This window comes from Croceitalea marina (assembly GCF_042684265.1).
Taxonomy (GTDB): domain Bacteria; phylum Bacteroidota; class Bacteroidia; order Flavobacteriales; family Flavobacteriaceae; genus Croceitalea; species Croceitalea marina.
The window spans coordinates 38,498-56,178 of sequence record NZ_JBHULB010000082.1 but is presented as its reverse complement, the minus strand read 5'-3'; the positions used below and the strand labels follow the sequence as shown (position 1 = coordinate 56,178).

The window sequence follows — 17,681 nt, the reverse complement described above, 5'->3', positions numbered from 1 at the left end:
TTAAAGGAAATCAATTATTTTTCCAATAAGTCTAACGCCAAATCTAAGATTGTCAGGAGCTCTTCCAACTCCTAGTTTGGAGATTATTTGATTCATTTGAGATTTAAATTTAGAAAAAACGGAATTATTTAAGCTTAAATAATATATTCTACCTGTGTCAGAGCTATATTTCACTGAAAAAAATTCTGTATTGTAATGCTCTAGCGCATTAAGTCTTTCCATTATAGAGTATTGGAAATCAAAATGAAGCTTGTTCTCCTCATGTTCTACCTCTACTTCGTCAGGTATATCTGATGGAGATAGGCTATCAGCTTGAATAACTATCTTTTGATTTAAATCCTTTGGTCTTGCTAAAGGATTTGGAAAATTTGCTAATTGATTAAGAGTTAACTCCATAATAAATTAATTCTTTAAAGCGATTTCAATATACTTACTAAAAAACACTAACGAATCTTTAACTTGAGAAAAGGCAGTTTTATTGCTGTCGTACATAATTATATGAGAGGTCGTTTGGGGGTCTTTGCCAAATAAAGGAATACCTCCTAGATGCACAGGTGTGCGCCCTAAAATTTTGAGAGCACTGAATTTTTGTATCTTAGATTTATTCATATATTTTTTAACCCGACTCTTATCAGACGCGGAAAGTTGGTTTAAGTTACTAATTTTTTTTAAGTCTATGGTGTTAATATTATCTAATTTAACCCATTCGGTTTGCCTTAGATTGTGTATGTAAACAGCAAAGCTATTCGGTTTAGCATCGCTACTATGAATCTTAAAAACAGTTACCCGATAGTCTTCGTTAGGTATTCCATGTCGTGTTAAAACACTTAAATATCTGACCCATGGTAACGGTGTTCTAGCTAATCTAGTTTTAAGCTTACTACAATCATAATAATATCTAAACCTTATTAGTGTATGCCATAAATAGCCAAAAAAAAGAACAATCCCATATCTGATTTCAAAAACTGTTATTCTATGATTTTTTTTGTCACCATTTAAATGTTGAGTAAAATATCTGCCTAAGAACCCTCTTATTATGTCTCGTTTATTATTTCTTTCCTTTATTGAAACATAATAGTTCCAAATAACAAAAACAAGGAGCGATACAATAATAATATTAGCTTTATTATCGTTCAAAAAACCCTTAAACATACACCAAACGCCAACTTCCTTTTCATCTAAGCACTTTAAATTTAGGTTTTTTAGAATAATTACTAAAGCAGAAATAATTACAGGCGGTATACTCCTTTTCATATTTTGAAAGGGGGAAAGTTTGGTTAGATTTTAGAATTTTTGGCTTAATCCAAACTTTAAATATAATATTTTATCTAAAAAAAAAACAATTAGCGCCTTATAAAGTAAAAATCCCTAGATTTATCTTATGACAAGTAAAGATTACCCCATAAAAAAGAAAAAAGAACGTTCTAAAGAGTACGAAAAGAAGCTCAAAATTGACGGAACGTTAGACGGAGTACTGAAAGCGTCAGTACCCAAGAAAAAGAGTGAATAGTTGCCAATGTTAGAAGAATTGGAAAACGCTTGCAATGCTCATTGAAAAGGGATAAGGTCTTACGCTCTGGTTCTCTGAATTAGCGGAGAATTAACCAAGATTCCCGATTCCCGAAAAAATTACTTCACGGTTTATCCCACAAAAACTATTTAATCCTGTCCCATAATGTATATAGATGCCTATGTGGAGGGAATTATATACTGATACAAACGACTACAAACGTTTACAAACGAAAATAAATGCTTCCAAACCGAATCTTCTTTCTTGCCCGTTTTAGGTTTGCAGTGTCAAGTCAAGGTGGCTTGATAGTATTAACTGTTAAACCATAAAAATTAGAAAGATGAACGCATTAAAGAACAAAGTACAGTTGATTGGTAATCTAGGGCAAGACCCAGAAATTGTAAACATGGAAAATGGTAACAAATTGGCCAAATTCTCTATCGCAACCAGTGAAATCTATAAAAATGCTCAAGGAGAAAAAGTGGAAGATGTGCAGTGGCACAATATAGTTGCTTGGGGTAAAACTGCAGAAATAGTAGAAAATTATTTAGCCAAAGGGAAACAAGTAGCCGTAGAAGGAAAACTAATACACCGTTCTTATGAAACCAAAGAAGGTGAAAAGCGCTATATCACCGAAGTAAGATGCAATGAGCTTTTGATGTTGGGTAAATAAACTCAAGTATATACTATCGAGAAAAGAGGGCATTTTGCCCTCTTTCTTTTTATGGGTTAATTTTTAACAATAAATTAAATAAATCAATGCAACTTAATGGCATGTAGTTCGTCTTAATAAAAAACAATTTTGTGAAACAGTTACAACTCATAGCATTTGCTTTGCTGATACTTCCTTTAGGAGTATTAGGTCAAACAAAGCGTCTTATGAGTACTGAAGCGTTTTACGCTTCACTGGCCGAAAAAGATGCCAAATACGAACTTAGCTATACTTTTTTAAGCGCGGAGGACGAACGTGATTTTTGGAAAGACCAAGAATCTTTTGAAAACGCCTTGGCGGATAAAAATATATTGGCCTATCAGTTTTACTTAAAGCACAAAATAAAATTCTATAAAGACCATCAGGCAGCTTGTTCATTAAAATGTGGGCATAGTACACTTTTCTTGAAACATGCAACTACTTACATTAACCGCTATACGAGTGGTGACTACCTTGAAGGGCTAAGCTTTGTAAAGGATAAATAATTAAGCTACTTTTTTGAGTAAATCATAGCAAGGACATCGCTTACAGCGCTTGTTTTCTCCCTTTTTGAACTTTTTGCAGCATTTGGTTTTGCAATTGCTGGGCACAAGCTCTTTGAGCAGTGCTTTTTTCTTAGCGGATTTCTTTTTCTTTTTGCCCATTTCTAAAACAGAATGGTACAAAAATATGCTATTTTAAATTAATCTAAATAAGCTTAAGTGTTAAAATTATTCCCCCATTGTTTCCGAGGCAGCACTTTCAACTGTCAATTGTTGTATGTCTCGGTCGAAAAGATAGAGGCCTCCCTTATCATCACCAATCAAGTTTATTTTGTCAAGTACAGTTCTTGCTAAAGCTTCTTCTTCTAATTGCTCGGCTACATACCATTGTAGAAAATTATGGGTTGCATAGTCTTTTTCCTCAAGGGTCACATGAACCAATTCATTAATACTTTGCGAAACAAAAACTTCGTGATCATATAATTTCTGTAGCATTTTGGTTAAAGTTCCGAACTCGGTTTCTGGCTCTTTTAAATCAGATATTTTAGCATGACCACCACGTTCGTTAACATACTTCACCAATTTTAGCATATGCATACGTTCTTCATCCGAATGCCCGTACATGAAGCCTGCAACACCCTCAAGACCCTTTACTTCTGCCCAAGATGCCATAGAAAGGTAGGTTTGTGAAGATTCTGCTTCTATTCGTATTTGCTCGTTAAGTGCCTTTTCTAATTTCTTCGATAACATGTGTACTAATTTTTTGTAAAGTTACGAAAACATGTTAGCTAGACGGGGTATTTACCCTTATCTAATTCAAAATTTGAAAAGAGTTTAAATAAGCTAATCTAGCTTTCCGCCATCACGTTGTGGTGAACGTGGGGTAGGCCAAGTGCGCTGTTCTCCCGTTCTTGAATTTAAGGGCAGTACCGATTTTGTTCTTGAGGTTTTCTCGGGAGCTTCGCTCGCCATATACGCCAAAATAGCGGTCAAAATCGCATTGTTTCTAACATCATCAAATACAATTTTATCATAGGTGTCGAGGTTGGTGTGCCAGGTATAGTTCCAATAGCTCCAACTTAACGAGCTCAATGAAAATGCTGGAGCACCGGCCGCTACAAAAGAGGCGTAATCAGAACCGCCACCACCTGGTACTCCAGGGAAGGTAGTTTCAATTTCATCGGTAATTTCTTTCGGTACAGCCTCTAACCATTTGCCCAAATAATCATAAGCATTCAAGAAACCTTGTCCGGAAAGCCTCACCACTCTTCCAGTACCGTTATCTTGATTAAAAAGGGCTTGTACACCTTCAACAATATCGGGGTGGTCTTCCACAAACGCCCTTGACCCGTTTAGGCCTTGTTCTTCGCTTCCCCAAAGGCCAACAAGAATGGTGCGTTTGGGGTTGGGATAAACTTTCTTAAGAATTCGTATGGCTTCCATCATGGTAATTGTACCAGTGCCATTATCGGTTGCTCCAGTGGCTCCGTCCCAAGAATCAAAATGGGCGGATAGAATTACATATTCATTGGGCAGTTCACTACCCTTTATTTCTGCGATGGTATTAAAAGTAGGTACCGTACCCAATTCTTTTGATTCTGCAATAACTTTGATTATTGGTTTGTCACCATTTTCCACCATACGATACAGCATTCCATAATCTTCTAAAGAGAGGTCGATTACCGGTATTTTTTTGGTATTCGCGCTAAAGATTTTGTTTGCGCCAAAAGCTCTGGACCATCGTGACTGCATTATGCCGATGGCGCCTGCTTTTTCAAGAGCTGCATTAATCGTTCTTGAGCTATATCCTGTTTTTCGAATACGTTCGCGCCAAGCCTTGGTATGGGCGTCACGTTCGTTTTTCATTTTTTCGAATGAAGCTTCGGTAGCAAATTCTTCCCAGTTATAGTCTGGTCTACCAGTCAACTGATGCATAGACACCATAACTATCTTGCCCTTGACATTGGGCAGCCATTTTGAAAATGCCAAAGAATCGGCCACATCAGGAATTAGAACCACTTCTGAAGTAATTCCTTTTTTATCGGTACTTGGGCTCCAGGCCAATTGCATACCGCTTAAACTAACTACTCTTGGAGATACTAAATCTACATGGGTGATGCCACGTTCCCATCCCCGCCATTTTCCCCATTCTTCATTTTTGGCCGAAATGCCCCAAGTGTTGTATTTGGCGACTGCCCAATCATTCGCTTTCTTCATTTGCGGAGTACCAACCAGACGGGGGCCGATAACATCCAATAACTCATGGGCAAGATTTTCCAATTGTGAATTTTCATTAGCCTCATTAACAATTTGTGAAGCGATTTCTTTTGCTTTGTCCGATGGTTGGGCAGAAATAGTTAAGCTTATTGCAAAAAAAGGAAGGGCTAGAAGTAGATTTAGTTTTTTCATGATGGTTGATTTGACCAACAAGATAAGGATTTAAGCTAACCTAAATATCGGGTCTTAAAAGAAGATTTCTTGGGCCAAACGAAAGGTATTGGCATGGGCATCGACAATTACTTTAATATCTGGTGAATACCCGCCACCCATACTACATTGAACAGGGATTTTAAGGTCTTTGCAGGTTTGAAGCACAAAACAGTCGCGCTCCAAACAGCCCTCCAAGGTCATACCTAAGGTCCCTAGTTTATCCGAAGCCAAAATATCTACTCCACAGAGGTAAAAAATAAAATCGGGTCGTTCTTTAGCAATTAGCTTAGGCAAGGTATCCTTTAAAATGGTTAGGTAGGTTTTATCATCTGTTCCTTTTTCTAAAGGGATATCCAAATCTGAAACTTCTTTTTTAAAAGGATAGTTAGATGCTCCGTGCATGGAAAAAGTAAAGACCGATGCATCATTGTGAAATATTTCCGCTGTGCCGTTACCTTGATGCACATCCAAATCTACAATCAAGATTTTTTCAGCTAATTTTTTTGACTGAAGATATCGCGCTCCAATGGCTTGATCGTTCAACATACAAAATGCTTCACCACGATTTGTATAGGCATGATGTGTGCCACCGGCAATATTCATGGCAATGCCATTTTCGAGGGCAAATTCACAACATTTTAGGGTTCCATCAGCGATGATACGTTCTCTTGATACGAGTTCTTCAGAAAGTGGAAAACCAATCTTTCTAGCGGCACTTGGTTTAATTGCTAAGCTTAGTAGATTTTCGTAATAAGATGTTGTATGGATTGCTAGAATATGCTCATCTTTAGGAAAAGTTGGCTCAAAAAAATTAGCTTCATCACAAGTGCCTTCATAAAGTAGTTGTTGCGGAAGCAGATCATACTTTATCATCGGAAACCGATGCCCTTCAGGTAAGGGGTGTTTGTAAATAGGATGAAAGGCTATTTTGAGCATATTGAGGACAAAGATCTAGCTTCAAAGTTTCATAACAAAGAGTAGGGCTTATTTTCTAACGTCATACAGATGAAACCATATGGCTGCATTATATTTGCTGCGGAATGAAAAGTGTTATCACAGAAGATATTGCCTATTGCCAAGAGCTGTTAAGAAACAATGAGATTGTTGCCATACCGACCGAAACGGTTTATGGTTTGGCAGGTAATATTTATGAAGAAGAGGCGATAAAAAAGATTTTTGAAATGAAGGGGAGGCCTTTATTCAACCCGCTTATTGTTCACATTCATGATATATCACAAATGGATACTTTGGTCAAGGAAGTGCCTGAAGCTGCAAGAGCCCTAATGAACACTTTTTGGCCCGGACCTTTAACACTTATCTTACCCAAAAAAGAGGGAGTCAGCGATTTGATTACTGCCGGAAAATCTACTGTGGGTATTCGTATGCCAAAGCACCGAGTTACTAGAGCTCTGCTACAAGGTCTTGATTTTCCTTTGGCAGCGCCTAGTGCTAATCCCTTTACCAAAATTAGTTCTACATCTTCCCAACACGTAGCTTCTTATTTTGGCTCCAAAATACCAGCGATTTTGGAAGGTGGGCCTTGCGAAGTTGGCCTTGAGTCAACAATTGTAGGCTTTGAGGCTGGTATACCTACGGTATATCGAAAAGGCGGTATTGCTATTGCAGCGATTAAGGAATGTGTAGGCCAGGTCAAACTATTGACCAAAGAAGAAAAAGCCCCTGTTGCCCCTGGAATGCTACTGAAGCATTATGCGCCAAGTACAAAATTGATGATAAGTGATACTGTTGCTGAAACCATTGAGGAGCATGCTCATCTGAAAATTGGCGTACTTAGTTTTTTCAAGACTAATTATGAAAACTGCACTGTAAAAGTACTTTCAGAACAAAAAAGTTTGGATGAAGCTGCACAACATCTGTTTTCAGCTTTGCATGAGCTAGATCAAATGCATCTTGATGTAATTATCGCAGAACGTTTCCCAGAAGAGGGTCTTGGAATAAGCATTAACGACCGTTTGGAGCGTGCCGCTCACTAATTTTTATGTAGTGCCAATTGTATACGTTTTCTGGGTACATCCACTGACAATACTTTTACAATAATCTGCTGATGCAAATGAACATGTTCGTTTACATCTTTTACAAAAGTATCCGCAAGGTTAGAAACATGTATTAGTCCACTTTCCTTAATGCCGACATCAACAAAACACCCAAAATTGGTGATGTTGTTCACAATTCCAGGAAGCAATTGCCCTTCATTTAGGTCTGTAATGTTCTTAATATTTTGATTAAAAGTAAAAGCCTTGGCTTTTTCACGCGTATCCAAACCTGGTTTTTCCAATTCTTTGGTAATATCCTCTAGTGTTGGCAGCCCGACGGTATCTGTACAATATTCCTCTAGCGGAATGTTTTTTAACACGCTTCCGTTACCTATTAAATCTGAAACAGGTAGTTTTTGGTCCTTCGCCATTTGTTTTACCAAAGCATAGCTTTCAGGGTGGACTGCGGAATTGTCCAAAGGATTGGCTCCATTTTTAATACGTAAAAAAGCTGCTCCTTGCTCAAAAGCCTTACCGCCTAAACGTGGTACTTTTTTTATGGTATTTCTATCAGAAAAAGGGCCATGTTCATTTCTAAAAGAAACAATATTTTCAGCCAATTTTGGGACAATGCCGGATACATAACTTAAGAGCGGAACACTTGCCGTATTGATATTCACACCAACGGCATTTACGCAACTTTCTACCACGGTATCTAAAGAGTTCTGTAGTTTATTTTGGTCAACATCATGTTGATACTGGCCAACACCGATTGATTTAGCATCTATCTTTACCAATTCTGCCAGCGGGTCAGCCAAACGCCTGCCTATAGAAACGGCTCCCCGCACTGTAACATCATAATTCGGAAATTCTTCACGTGCGATTTTAGAGGCAGAGTAGATTGAGGCTCCCGCTTCACTGACCACAAAAACCTCGATGGAATTTTTAAAATGGATTCTTTTCACTAACTGCTCCGTTTCTCTTGATGCCGTTCCGTTGCCGATGGCAATCGCTTCAATTTTATGGGCATCTACCAAAGAACTCAGTTTTTTTATTGCTTCGATACTTTTGTTTTGTGGTGCGTGTGGATATATAGTCTCGTTATGTTTTAAATCGCCTTGGGCATCTAAACAAACTACCTTGCAACCCGTTCTAAAACCCGGGTCTATGGCCAGAATACGTTTTTCGCCCAAAGGCGCACCAAGCAATAGCTGTTTTAGGTTCTTTGAAAAGACTTGAATAGCTTCGGTATCCGCTTTTTCTTTCGCATTTTTGAGCAGTTCGTTGGATAAAGAAGGAAAAAGCAAACGCTTGTAAGCATCTGCAATTGCGAGTTCTATTTGAGCTATACACGAATTATCGGATTTTATGATACGTCGTTCTATATTTTCTAGTGCACGTTCATCATCAAGCTCAATTTTTACTCGTATAAAACCTTCTTTTTCGGCTCTCATTATTGCCAAGAATCGATGTGAAGGGCAACGGTTCAACGCTTCGCTCCAATCAAAATAATCACGGAATTTTTGTGCTTTTTCATTCTCTTTTTTGGTTTTAATAACCTTTGTAGTGAGCAGCGCATGGCGTTCCAATTGATTTCGAAGTTGATTTCGAATATCGGTACGTTCATTGATCCATTCTGCAATAATATGACGCGCACCTTCTAAAGCATCATCTTCGTTTTCAATAGTATCACTTAGATAGCTAGAAGCAATGAATTCTATCTCATCTGACTTTTGGCTCATGATGATTTTTGCTAATGGCTCCAGTCCATTTTTTCGAGCGGTTTCCGCCTTTGTTTTCTTGCTTTTTTTAAAAGGAAGGTAAAGGTCTTCTAGACTTGTGAGGTCTGTGGCGTTTGAAAATTTTAATTTTAATTCTGAAGTTAATAAACCTTGTTCTTCAACGGCTTTAATGATGGCAAGCTTTCGTTTTTCTAACGCCTCAAACTGTTTTTTGTATTTAACTATTTCCCCAATTTGGACCTCGTCCAAATTCCCAGTGCGCTCTTTACGGTAACGTGATATAAAGGGAATGGTGCAGTCTTCGTTTAAAAGTGCAACGGTATTGGCAATACTTTTTTCGGGGAGTTGGGTGTGTTTAAGGATATAGGGGATTAGGGACATTTTGATATATTTACTTAAGAATATATTTAGTTATAAAGCTAGACTTAATTGCTTTTCTTTTTTTGGGTAGAAAACACCTATTATAACAAAAGGGTTTGGAGCTCTTCTTCTATGCCATTGCATTGTCGTCCCTAGAAAAAGATAAATATCATTATGTAGAGAGAATTCGTCTAAATATTTTTTTCTAACTAATTCAACAGCTTTTTTCTCATCTCCATCGGTTATTTTTAAGCAGTTCCAATATAATTGAAAAATCTCCCAATCTTCAATCATCAAAGTGCTATACATTCCTTGATTGTCGACAAAAGTATATGAGAATTTATAAGGAACTTTTGGGATTAGTTTTTCAGGATCACTTTCTATTTTAGCAAAAAGGTCTGTTTGCTTTCTAAGCTCTTTCCATTCATCTTTCCATTCCCTATCATCCGATTCAACTACAAAGTCAGTAATCATAGCTGGCTTAAATGTGGCTAGTGATAAGTTTTTAGGCTTTTTAGAATCTTCTAATAATTTTGCTTTATTGTAATAAATATTATTAAGGCATATTTTTTTTCGTTCTCTCCAGTAATTTTTAGTGTCTAATGGAGAAGAAATGATTTTTATATTGTAATCGATTGGGGAATGACTTTCTGGTCTAAAGTCGTCATTTCTTTCCTTTACATTAATTTCTACCCAAGTGTACTTTTTAAAACCAACATCTTTTTTAATTTGATTTAGCCAACTGAGAGGAACGGGGTAAAGTCTTATCCAAGAGCCATCTTCTAAAAACCCTGCAGTACATACTAACTCATCATAACTTCTAGATGGAAGAGGATAAGTAGTAACAGTTATTAGAATTCTTTTTAATGGCATATTTATAAGTGCTCAATTTCGTAATTAAATTTTTCAAGGTTAGAAATTGCATTGGCTAAATGAGTTCTATGACATTGACATTTGTTCGCTTCAAAACATGTCAAGGCAATCCTCCTATTTTCTTGGAGAAGTTTAAAAATTTGCTCTTGATATTTGGTGGTTTTTGGAATATCTTTAGAAATGTATTCTTTAAATAAAATATCGTAATCTTTCTGTGTATTTAGTTCTTTTCTTTTATCAGGATTTATGCCAACTTCGGGAATGTGAATATATTCTATGCCAACCCCATTACATGCGTTTTCTAATTGCTTTTTACTAAAGCCATATTTCATACTTGCAGCATTTTTACGAACGTCACAAAGCAATTTTATATTATTACGAATTAGTTTATTTAAGTACCTCTCCAAGGAAATTCCTTCATAACCAATAGTAAAAAGGATTATTTCGTTTTCTTGTGATTTGTACGTTTCTAAATTTTTAAGTTCTTTGCTATTTAAGTATTTATGGGCTACTATGCTATTTATCGAGTAGTATGGAAAGTTTTTATATGTGAGTCTTATTAAATCATCACTAGATTTATTTTTATAAATAATTCTAAAGTCTGATACAATTTTCTGATGTTCTTTGTCAAGTTGAATTAAATAGTTGGTTTCGTCCAGTTTTTTCCAAGACTTGTTAGTTTCATCTACGATTCCATATTTTTTTAAAGTATTTAAATCTGCATTGGCTTGGAAAGAAAAGCTTCCAAATTTATATGGTACAAAATCGTAAGTGTTTTTTTTGGTTTTAAATCTGCTTAAAAGGAATAAAAGTTTGTGGACTTGAATTTTTTCAAGTTCATTATTAAAAACTTGTAGTATCGACAATATTACTTTTCTTCTATAATACATTAAAACAAATATAATTAACTTATCCCTTCGCCATTAGCAACACCTGCTTCATCAGGATTTACAAAAACTAGCTTGCCCTCAGCGTTTTCGGTCATTAAAATCATGCCCTCACTTTCCACACCACGTAATTTTCTTGGTGCTAGGTTTACCAAAACAGTAACTTGTTTCCCTACAATATCTTCAGGTGTAAAACTTTCTGCAATACCAGAAACAATGGTTCGCGTATCGATACCTGTATCTACTTTTAATACCAATAATTTATTTGCTTTGGGCATTTTTTCTGCCTCTAGAATAGTGCCTACACGCATATCCAATTTGGTGAAATCATCAAAAGTAATTGTGGCTTTTTGTGGAGCTACTTCCTTGTTCATGTGTTCATTTTGCTTTTTAGTGGCCTCTAATTTTTCTAGTTGGGCCTCAATCTCTTTATCCTCTATTTTACGGAACAATAATTCACTTTTATTGATCGTGTGACCGGTAGGGAGTAGCGTTTCTTTTGTAGCGACATCATTCCACGACATCTCGGCTCCGCTCGATGTGACTGCGAGTATAGAATTTAATTTGTCTGAGGTAAACGGTAAAAACGGCTCGCTTAAAACAGCCAAGGCGGCGGCTATTTGTAAAGCAACATACATTACACTTTTAGTACGTTCTTCATCGGTTTTAATGAGTTTCCAAGGTTCTTCATCTGCTAAATACTTATTACCAAGTCGCGCAAGATTCAAGAGTTCTTGACTAGCCTCCCTAAAACGATAGCGTTCCAACGAATCAATCAGTGTTTTTGGGAAAGCCTGAACAGATTTTAATGTTTCGGTATCAACTTCGTTAAAGGTGCTTGGTTGCGGCACTTGCCCATCATAGTATTTATGTGTAAGTACCGTAACACGATTAATAAAGTTTCCAAAAATGGCTACGAGTTCATTGTTATTTCTCGCTTGAAAATCTTTCCAAGTAAAATCATTGTCCTTGGTCTCGGGGGCATTAGCAGTCAAGGTATAACGAAGTACATCTTGCATATCTGGGAAGTCCACCAAATACTCATGTAACCAAACCGCCCAATTCTTTGAGGTAGATAGTTTATTCCCTTCTAAGTTCAAGAATTCATTGGCTGGCACGTTTTCCGGCAAAATATAATCGCCATGCGCTTTGAGCATACTTGGGAAAATAATACAGTGAAAAACGATATTATCCTTGCCGATAAAATGTAGCATTTTGGTGCTATTATCTTTCCAATACGGTTCCCAATCTTTGCCCTCTCTTTTTGCCCATTCTTTCGTAGAAGAAATGTAACCAATAGGTGCATCAAACCAAACATATAAGACCTTTCCTTCACCACCCTCGACAGGTACTGGAATGCCCCAGTCTAAATCACGCGTTACGGCTCGGGGTTTTAGTCCATCATCTATCCACGACTTGCATTGCCCATATACATTGGGTTTCCAATCGCTTTTATGGTCTTTTAAAATCCACTTCTTTAAAAAACCTTCATATTTATCAAGTGGAAGAAACCAATGTTTAGTGTTTTTTAAGGTGGGTACGGCACCAGAAATGGTGGATTTCGGATTTATTAAATCCGTAGCATTTAGTGAAGAGCCACAGTTTTCACATTGGTCGCCATAAGCGGCTTCAAAACTACATTTTGGGCAAGTACCTATAACAAAACGATCTGCTAAAAACTGATTGGCTTCCGCATCGTATAATTGCTCGGTTGTCTCTTCAATAAAATCACCTTGACGGTACAATTTTTCAAAAAACGCCGATGCAGTTTCATGATGCACCTTCGCAGAAGTACGTGAATAGTTGTTAAAAGAAATACCAAAGTCTTCAAAAGACTTTTTTATAATTCCGTGATACTTATCAATGATATCTTGTGGTGAAACCCCTTCTCTTTTAGCCTTCATCGGAATGGCAAAACCATGTTCGTCACTGCCGCAAATGAAAGCAACATCTTTCCCCTGAAGTCTTTGATAGCGTGCATAAATGTCGGCAGGAACATAAACACCGGCTAAATGGCCAATATGTATGGGGCCATTGGTGTAGGGCAAAGCGGCAGTAATGGTATATCTAGAAGGTGACTCTTGAGACATTAAATTAAATTTAGGCCTCAAAAATACTGATTTTACGGGGGTATTCTATACTAAAATTAAAAAGGAAACCCTCGAATCATGTAGCCCTAATTGGGGTGTGGGGATACACTATCGAGGGTTCTGGAAAATGCAAGTATAACTTATACGATCATTACTGACTTACTCATTTTTTCATCACCAACTTGTATTTGATAGATGTACTTTCCTGTAGAAAGGCTACCTCTCATACGTTCCCTAATATTGATTTCAGCTGAACCTTCGAGCATCATCTCATTAAAGACCGTACCAACGTTTTGCCCAATAATATTATACAATTGAATGTCTACATGGGCAGCAAACGGCATTTCTAAATAAATATGAGGCGCGTTATCTGTTGGATAATAAGGTTTGTGTACAATTCTGTTTGCCACTTCTGGATCGGTTGGATCCTCCGCAACTGGGTCATCACTAGGTGGTGTATCCGGTAATGTTGGGGGGTCATCACTCATGGCAATGTCTTCGAAAGTTTCGCCACTACAGTTGAAACCGAGATTTACGGCGGTATATTGAAAATCTAAATGTCGCTCTACTGCCTCGCGGGGCACACAGAGCCATTCCGCAAGAACGGTTCCATAAAGATTTCTAAAGTCCATCGTATAGTCAAGGTTACCTCTACCATCTCCTTCAACAAGGTCTGGATGGTCGCCGACGAAGGCACTACCATTTAATCCAGAACCAAAGAAAAGGGTGGGGGCGGCCTTTCCATGGTCGGTTCCGTTAGAACCATTTTCAAAAATTCTTCGTCCAAACTCAGAAAAAGTCATACTTAATACTTTTTCATCTTGTTGGGTAAATGCCAAATCTTCATAAAAATTATTTACCGCAACGGAAAGATTGGTCATTAAACGCTCATGCGCCAAAGGCTGATTACCGTGGGTATCAAAACCACCCATTGAAATCATGTAAACCTTAGTGCCTAAATTTCCTTTTATTAATCTTGCCAATAAAGCTAATTGTCTTGCAAAGCCGTTGTCTTGGTATTCGACTTGGTTTTGCCCTGCTTGCGCAGCTGCATAAATCTGTGCCGCATATCTTTCTGTGGTATTTGAAACACCTCTTAAGAATTTCACCTGATCACCATACATACAGCCATCAAAAAGCGCTTCGTCTAAGCTATAATATTCACCATCGTCCGCAATTCTTTCTAGCTGTTCTACATTATTGGTTACGAAGGCATAGTTGGTCTCTTCTCCTTGAAATACAAGGTTGGCTATATTACCAATTTGAATAGCTGCCGGTGCAGCAGGTGGGTTTAGTAAGTAATTGGGGAAGCATTCTTCAAAATGTCTGCCCATCCATCCTGTGTTTAGTCCAGAGAAACCTGTAGATGTTAAATCAGTATTTGCGAAAATATCTGATCCTGTAAAATGAGATTGGCTTTGGCCTTGGTAACCAACGCCGTGAACGGCTTTAAATTGACCATCGCCCCAAAGTGACTCTAGAGAGTTCATATAGCTGGGAACGCCAAAATCATCCGTTAGTTTTAAGACCTTACTTTCTGGGATATAAATATTTGGTCTTGCATTAGCATAAGTATCGTATTGCTGAATAGGAATAACGGTACTAAGCCCATCATTACCGCCAGAAAGACGTATTAAGATTAGAATATTATCTGTTTCAGCATCGCCCATCGCCATTGTTAGTGGTGAAGGAGCAGAGGCTGTAAGCATGTTACTGCCGAGGAACATAGAGCCAGAGCCGGCAATTCCTAAGGCTTGTAAAAACGAACGGCGACTCCAATTTTTGTGTTCGGTGTCGTGGCCTTCATGTTCAAGACCTTTATATGGGGTGTTATCGTGGTGTGTATCGCACATAACTGTAGGTGTTTATTTAAGTTGAAATTCAGGTTCTTTAACAAGGTGTAATAACAATAGATAGACTTGCGAATCTGCGTCGTCTAACATCATATTCCACGTTCCGGTCTCGTAGACATTGTTGTCTTCGTAGGGTTCCCTGAATGCCGCAATCGCAACAGCGTAATCAGCTTCTGTTAAAAGCCCTTTTGGTAAGAACTTGTCAATTATCGCTCTGGCGACAACGTCCGGGTCAGATTCTGTAGCTCCGGTTGGTCCCGTAGCTTGAATACCCAGTGTTCTGAATTGCTCTGTATCTGCCTGGTAAAAAAGCTGTACGAAAGTTTCCATACTTAACCACCTACCAATCATATAGTTGGTATTGATCCACTGCCTATCGCGTTGCCAGCCCGCTACGTCAACAGGATCAAAAAGTTCTTGACCTATCATTCTAGATGCATCTATTGCATTTATGACAAGGCCATCATTATAGGTGAAATTTGTTTCCTTGATAAAATTGAGATACAGATCGAAAGGACTCTTAATGATTACACCTATAGCGGTTTCATCAAAAAAGTGTTCACTTTTAAACAATTGGGTCAATACTGGTGCCAACTCAAAATTATTGGCTATGAATGTCGCAGCAAGACCTGATATTATTTGAGGGGCATTACTGCTCGCATCAGACGAATCTGGATGAACGAAGAATTCATATAACTTCATACAGATGAAGTTGGCTATTAAGTCCTCTTTTTGGGCGAATAAGATATCTATAACATCATCATAGCCCCAGTTTCCGGTTTGACCAAAAATGGTTTTGTTTTCCGTATTAAACTCCTCTGGGTCAAAGGTAATCTGTGTGCACCCAATTTCGCCTCTTTCTGTGTATCCGGTAAGGGCTTTTGAAGTTTCTACGATATCGTCTTCGGTATAACCATTGCCTTCACCCAAAGTAAATAGTTCGTAAAGCTCACGAGCGTAGTTTTCATTAGGTCTATTTCTTCTATTGAAAGCACCGTCTAAATAGCGTAGCATGGCACTTGTTAGACCGATTTCACTAACAAAAGTTCTGAAATTACCAATGGCATTTCGTTGTAAACAGTTTACGTAGTAGTATAAGAAGGAATTACAATCATAGATATCGTATTCTGTAACAAAATGATTGCTCCAGAAGAAACTCAATCTGTCCCTTAAATTATTATTAAGTAAGGCGTTACCGTAGGTAGTGGTAAATTCCTCTTTTTGAGCTCTGCGAAGCTGTCTTCTTAAATCATCGTCTTCAGGATAATTCGCATTTGTCCAATCCGCCCATTCTGGCGCAGGTATTGGCGCAACATTAATAGCTTCATTTATAAGTGTGTCTACCAAAGCGTCTGCTGATTGTCCTATAGCAGCGTTTACGGTTTGTACGGACGCACCAAATCCTAGTCTACGATACAAATGTTCAACCCTTGTTCTATCTAAAGGGGTGTTATATTGCGCTAAACTAGAAGTATTACAATTAATGAAATATTCCATAGCAAAATTTGGCGTTAAATAGGTTCATAGTTTATGGGGTTACTATGTGCTTAACGGTAGGTTGTGGTTCGATTGAGCACTAAATTTACAACGATAACGCAGATTTGGCGATTAACTGCCAAATTTTTCGATGAAATGCACTTAAATTTTCATATTTTTCAATAGAGATGGGGAAACATAACGAATTTGGAAAGCTTGGAGAGCAAAAGGCAGTCGATTTTCTTACCAAAAATGGTTATAAAATTAAGTATAGAAACTACAGATACTTAAAAGCGGAGGTCGATATTATCGCCCAAAAAGAAGGTATTTTGGCCATTATTGAGGTGAAATCCCGCAGTTCGGATTTTTTAGAAAATATTGCGGAAACAGTCAATCAGAAAAAGATAAAATTATTGGTTTCCGCCGCCGATTTTTATGTTAGTGAGAACAACCTTGATGGTGATGTACGGTTTGATATTATAACCATTCTTAAAAAAGGAAAGCGATTTGAGCTGGAACACTTAGAGGATGCGTTCTATTATTTTTAACCATTTGTTTTATTTGTAACAATATGTTATTTTTGTTTCTAAATCAGTTTTAGAAATGAAAACGATATCAGCTGTAGTCGAAAATTACATCAAGAAAAAGCCTTTCTTGCAAAGCGCTTTAGGCCAAGGTATTATTAACCTTACTTCTTTATCTCGCATTGTTAAACCAGAAATCGAAGCTGAGCTGGGCAAAGATGTTCGTAATGGTGCCATCGTGATGGCCTTAAAACGGCTTTCTGATGATTTAGAGTTTCGTGCAACGCACAAAATCGTAAAAGTGCTAAAGAATATTGGTGAGATAACCGTGAGGTCTAACCTTAGTGATTATACCTTTCTTTCTTCAGAAACCATTTTGGCGAAACAGGCGAAACTGCTTGAAGAAGTTCATAAAAACCAGGATATTTTTTATACCTCTTCTCGTGGGGTCAACGAAATCAATATTGTAATCAGCAATAGTTTAGACAAAACTGTAGATACTTTATTTCAACATGAGCGTTTGACCCAAAAAGCGGATAACCTTTCTTCGGTTACGGTAAAACTACCGTCGGAAAACGTTTCCGTACCGGGTATTTACTACTTTATTTTTCAGCGCTTGGCTTGGGAAGGTATCGTACTCTATGAAGTAATTTCAACGACTAACGAGTTTACCATTTTAGTGAACGATGAGCAAGTAGATGTTGCCTTTAAGACGATAAAAGATTTGAAGACTTTGTAATAAACTAAA

17 protein-coding genes are annotated in these 17,681 nt (G+C 37.6%); 6 read left to right on the top strand and 11 right to left on the bottom strand.

The genetic code is table 11. The annotated features are described in order from the left end of the window. Nucleotides 1-396, bottom strand: a complete 396-nt coding sequence (locus tag ACFSQJ_RS18015; RefSeq protein WP_377768291.1) for a hypothetical protein — start codon at nucleotides 394-396, stop codon at nucleotides 1-3. A gap of 6 nt (nucleotides 397-402) precedes the next feature. Further along, entirely contained in the window at nucleotides 403-1,254 is an 852-nt protein-coding gene (locus ACFSQJ_RS18010) for a hypothetical protein (RefSeq protein WP_377768290.1), read from the bottom strand. Between the two features lie 127 nt (nucleotides 1,255-1,381). Between ACFSQJ_RS18010 and ACFSQJ_RS18005 the strand changes: the two genes are divergently transcribed. The 3 genes from ACFSQJ_RS18005 to ACFSQJ_RS17995 all read left to right on the top strand — a co-directional run bounded on the left by ACFSQJ_RS18005 (nucleotide 1,382) and on the right by ACFSQJ_RS17995 (nucleotide 2,707). Next, entirely contained in the window at nucleotides 1,382-1,510 is a 129-nt protein-coding gene (locus ACFSQJ_RS18005) for a hypothetical protein (protein ID WP_377768289.1), read from the top strand. A gap of 340 nt (nucleotides 1,511-1,850) precedes the next feature. Beyond that, nucleotides 1,851-2,183 carry a single-stranded DNA-binding protein gene (locus ACFSQJ_RS18000; protein WP_377768288.1) on the top strand — a complete coding sequence of 111 codons (333 nt, stop codon included), beginning with the start codon at nucleotides 1,851-1,853 and terminating at the stop codon, nucleotides 2,181-2,183. Nucleotides 2,184-2,314: 131 nt separating this feature from the next. Then, the gene (locus ACFSQJ_RS17995; protein ID WP_377768287.1) at nucleotides 2,315-2,707 is read left to right on the top strand and encodes a hypothetical protein; all 393 of its coding nucleotides are present in this window, start codon (nucleotides 2,315-2,317) and stop codon (nucleotides 2,705-2,707) included. 225 nt (nucleotides 2,708-2,932) lie between these two features. Here the strand turns inward: ACFSQJ_RS17995 and ACFSQJ_RS17990 are convergent, their stop codons facing one another. The 3 genes from ACFSQJ_RS17990 to ACFSQJ_RS17980 form a co-directional block, all read right to left on the bottom strand. Next, nucleotides 2,933-3,454: a ferritin gene (locus ACFSQJ_RS17990; protein WP_377768286.1), complete on the bottom strand. Its 522-nt coding sequence runs from the start codon at nucleotides 3,452-3,454 to the stop codon at nucleotides 2,933-2,935. Between the two features lie 93 nt (nucleotides 3,455-3,547). Then, on the bottom strand, nucleotides 3,548-5,113 hold the full coding sequence (locus ACFSQJ_RS17985) for a M20/M25/M40 family metallo-hydrolase (RefSeq protein WP_377768285.1): 1,566 nt from the start codon (nucleotides 5,111-5,113) through the stop codon (nucleotides 3,548-3,550). Nucleotides 5,114-5,167: 54 nt separating this feature from the next. Next, complete coding sequence (locus tag ACFSQJ_RS17980) at nucleotides 5,168-6,070, bottom strand: histone deacetylase family protein (protein ID WP_377768284.1); 903 nt, start codon at nucleotides 6,068-6,070, stop codon at nucleotides 5,168-5,170. A gap of 104 nt (nucleotides 6,071-6,174) precedes the next feature. On the opposite strand from ACFSQJ_RS17980, the gene ACFSQJ_RS17975 reads away from it, so the two are divergent. Beyond that, the gene (locus tag ACFSQJ_RS17975; protein WP_377768283.1) at nucleotides 6,175-7,128 is read left to right on the top strand and encodes an L-threonylcarbamoyladenylate synthase; all 954 of its coding nucleotides are present in this window, start codon (nucleotides 6,175-6,177) and stop codon (nucleotides 7,126-7,128) included. On the opposite strand, the gene ACFSQJ_RS17970 is transcribed toward ACFSQJ_RS17975, so the two are convergent. The 6 genes from ACFSQJ_RS17970 to ACFSQJ_RS17945 all read right to left on the bottom strand — a co-directional run bounded on the left by ACFSQJ_RS17970 (nucleotide 7,125) and on the right by ACFSQJ_RS17945 (nucleotide 16,430). Continuing rightward, a complete protein-coding gene (locus tag ACFSQJ_RS17970) occupies nucleotides 7,125-9,251 on the bottom strand; it encodes a Tex family protein (protein ID WP_377768282.1) in 2,127 nt (708 codons plus the stop codon). The two genes, ACFSQJ_RS17975 and ACFSQJ_RS17970, sit on opposite strands and share 4 nt — an antisense overlap. A gap of 30 nt (nucleotides 9,252-9,281) precedes the next feature. After that, a complete protein-coding gene (locus tag ACFSQJ_RS17965; protein ID WP_377768281.1) occupies nucleotides 9,282-10,103 on the bottom strand; it encodes a hypothetical protein in 822 nt (273 codons plus the stop codon). Between the two features lie 2 nt (nucleotides 10,104-10,105). Beyond that, nucleotides 10,106-10,993 (bottom strand): DUF488 domain-containing protein, encoded by an 888-nt coding sequence (locus ACFSQJ_RS17960; protein ID WP_377768280.1) that lies wholly within the window; start codon nucleotides 10,991-10,993, stop codon nucleotides 10,106-10,108. Between the two features lie 14 nt (nucleotides 10,994-11,007). Continuing rightward, a complete protein-coding gene (gene metG, locus ACFSQJ_RS17955; RefSeq protein ID WP_377768279.1) occupies nucleotides 11,008-13,080 on the bottom strand; it encodes a methionine--tRNA ligase in 2,073 nt (690 codons plus the stop codon). A 140-nt stretch (nucleotides 13,081-13,220) separates the two neighbouring features. Then, complete coding sequence (locus tag ACFSQJ_RS17950; RefSeq protein WP_377768278.1) at nucleotides 13,221-14,933, bottom strand: DUF1501 domain-containing protein; 1,713 nt, start codon at nucleotides 14,931-14,933, stop codon at nucleotides 13,221-13,223. A gap of 12 nt (nucleotides 14,934-14,945) precedes the next feature. Further along, nucleotides 14,946-16,430 carry a DUF1800 domain-containing protein gene (locus tag ACFSQJ_RS17945; protein ID WP_377768277.1) on the bottom strand — a complete coding sequence of 495 codons (1,485 nt, stop codon included), beginning with the start codon at nucleotides 16,428-16,430 and terminating at the stop codon, nucleotides 14,946-14,948. A 167-nt stretch (nucleotides 16,431-16,597) separates the two neighbouring features. On the opposite strand from ACFSQJ_RS17945, the gene ACFSQJ_RS17940 reads away from it, so the two are divergent. Together ACFSQJ_RS17940 and ACFSQJ_RS17935 are read left to right on the top strand one after the other, a co-directional pair. Next, on the top strand, nucleotides 16,598-16,957 hold the full coding sequence (locus ACFSQJ_RS17940; protein ID WP_377768276.1) for a YraN family protein: 360 nt from the start codon (nucleotides 16,598-16,600) through the stop codon (nucleotides 16,955-16,957). 55 nt (nucleotides 16,958-17,012) lie between these two features. After that, nucleotides 17,013-17,672: an aspartate kinase gene (locus ACFSQJ_RS17935; RefSeq protein WP_377768275.1), complete on the top strand. Its 660-nt coding sequence runs from the start codon at nucleotides 17,013-17,015 to the stop codon at nucleotides 17,670-17,672. The last annotated feature ends 9 nt before the right edge of the window (nucleotides 17,673-17,681 follow it).

Coding starts and splice junctions, on each gene's coding strand:
- ACFSQJ_RS17945 (WP_377768277.1), bottom strand. CDS start 16,430: ATGGAATATTTCATTAATTGTAATACTTCTAGTTTAGCGCAATATAAC.
- ACFSQJ_RS18010 (WP_377768290.1), bottom strand. CDS start 1,254: ATGAAAAGGAGTATACCGCCTGTAATTATTTCTGCTTTAGTAATTATT.
- ACFSQJ_RS17965 (WP_377768281.1), bottom strand. CDS start 10,103: ATGCCATTAAAAAGAATTCTAATAACTGTTACTACTTATCCTCTTCCA.
- ACFSQJ_RS17980 (WP_377768284.1), bottom strand. CDS start 6,070: ATGCTCAAAATAGCCTTTCATCCTATTTACAAACACCCCTTACCTGAA.
- ACFSQJ_RS17960 (WP_377768280.1), bottom strand. CDS start 10,993: ATGTATTATAGAAGAAAAGTAATATTGTCGATACTACAAGTTTTTAAT.
- ACFSQJ_RS18000 (WP_377768288.1), top strand. CDS start 1,851: ATGAACGCATTAAAGAACAAAGTACAGTTGATTGGTAATCTAGGGCAA.
- ACFSQJ_RS18005 (WP_377768289.1), top strand. CDS start 1,382: ATGACAAGTAAAGATTACCCCATAAAAAAGAAAAAAGAACGTTCTAAA.
- ACFSQJ_RS17940 (WP_377768276.1), top strand. CDS start 16,598: ATGGGGAAACATAACGAATTTGGAAAGCTTGGAGAGCAAAAGGCAGTC.
- ACFSQJ_RS18015 (WP_377768291.1), bottom strand. CDS start 396: ATGGAGTTAACTCTTAATCAATTAGCAAATTTTCCAAATCCTTTAGCA.
- ACFSQJ_RS17975 (WP_377768283.1), top strand. CDS start 6,175: ATGAAAAGTGTTATCACAGAAGATATTGCCTATTGCCAAGAGCTGTTA.
- ACFSQJ_RS17935 (WP_377768275.1), top strand. CDS start 17,013: ATGAAAACGATATCAGCTGTAGTCGAAAATTACATCAAGAAAAAGCCT.
- ACFSQJ_RS17970 (WP_377768282.1), bottom strand. CDS start 9,251: ATGTCCCTAATCCCCTATATCCTTAAACACACCCAACTCCCCGAAAAA.
- metG (WP_377768279.1), bottom strand. CDS start 13,080: ATGTCTCAAGAGTCACCTTCTAGATATACCATTACTGCCGCTTTGCCC.
- ACFSQJ_RS17985 (WP_377768285.1), bottom strand. CDS start 5,113: ATGAAAAAACTAAATCTACTTCTAGCCCTTCCTTTTTTTGCAATAAGC.
- ACFSQJ_RS17990 (WP_377768286.1), bottom strand. CDS start 3,454: ATGTTATCGAAGAAATTAGAAAAGGCACTTAACGAGCAAATACGAATA.
- ACFSQJ_RS17950 (WP_377768278.1), bottom strand. CDS start 14,933: ATGTGCGATACACACCACGATAACACCCCATATAAAGGTCTTGAACAT.